The sequence below is a fragment of the Achromobacter sp. RW408 genome (assembly GCF_003184165.1).
Lineage (GTDB): Bacteria > Pseudomonadota > Gammaproteobacteria > Burkholderiales > Burkholderiaceae_B > Achromobacter > Achromobacter xylosoxidans.
This window is the reverse complement of record NZ_QHHO01000022.1, coordinates 801,578-802,503: the sequence shown is the minus strand read 5'-3', so window position 1 is coordinate 802,503 and position 926 is coordinate 801,578. Positions and strand designations below refer to the sequence as shown.

Here is a 926-nt window from a genome sequence, read left to right as displayed (position 1 = left end):
GCTCAGCTGGATAGAGTACCTGGCTACGAACCAGGGGGTCGTAGGTTCGAATCCTGCCGGGCGCGCCATTGAAAATGCAGGACAGCAGTAAAAAGCAGTGCAAAAAAACCTGCAGTGCGAGCGTGAAATTATTCTGATATAATTTTGCCTCTTTGCCGGAGCGCCCGTAGCTCAGCTGGATAGAGTACCTGGCTACGAACCAGGGGGTCGTAGGTTCGAATCCTGCCGGGCGCGCCAAAGTAAAAACGAAAGGCCTTTGATTTTTTAATCGAAGGCCTTTTTGTTTTTCCGGCGACGCCTTGCTTGCGTGGTGAGGTGAGGCGTGGGTGTGCGAGGGGAAACGAGGCGGCGCGAAGTGAAGCCGCAGGGCGGGGGAAGGCCTTGAAACACCTCGCGGCGGGTTCAGCCCGCGGTGGTGGCCGCGACGGTTTTTTCCTCGCTGTCTTCCAGGTCCCAGTTGCCAACCGTGTACCAGTCGTCGCCGAGCAGTTCCGCCGGATGCATGGTGCGATCGGAACCGTTGCCACAGGCCAGCGCGTCGGTCGGGCAATAGCGGTCACAGCCCCAGCAGATGCGTTCGGGGTGCTTGGGATGCAACGGAAATTTCTTGGCCATGCTGATGCCTCCATCCAGGCTGCCGGAGGGCGCGCGACAAGTTCGGGCTCGCCCGGTTTTTCTTCCGGGGGGCCGCGGATTTGCTGCCGCGCATTGATGGCTTCAGCGTAGCGCCGTTGGTCCGTGCGGGAATTGATCTGGCGCAAGGCGCGTGGGAGCGTGCCGGACTGGGCCATGCTGTCCGGCGCATCGGTCCCCGGGTCCGAGGGACGCCGCTCCCGAATGTCGCTCCCGTGTTGCCACAGAACCCGGCACGGGTGGGTCGATTTGCCGAGCTCAGCCGCTTCATGTTATAAACACGCCTCTTTAGC

General features: G+C 61.0%; 1 protein-coding gene and 1 tRNA gene. One reads left to right on the top strand and one right to left on the bottom strand.

The genetic code is table 11. The features are described 5' to 3' along the window. The first annotated feature begins 160 nt into the window (after positions 1-160). A tRNA-Arg gene (locus DK459_RS05995) sits at positions 161-237 on the top strand. 165 nt (positions 238-402) lie between these two features. Here DK459_RS05995 and DK459_RS05990 read toward each other — a convergent pair. Beyond that, entirely contained in the window at positions 403-615 is a 213-nt protein-coding gene (locus DK459_RS05990; RefSeq protein WP_006387697.1) for a DUF3079 domain-containing protein, read from the bottom strand. Positions 616-926 lie beyond the last annotated feature (311 nt).

Excerpts from the sequence above, each read along its gene's own strand:
- DK459_RS05990 (WP_006387697.1), bottom strand. The coding sequence starts at position 615 with ATGGCCAAGAAATTTCCGTTGCATCCCAAGCACCCCGAACGCATCTGC.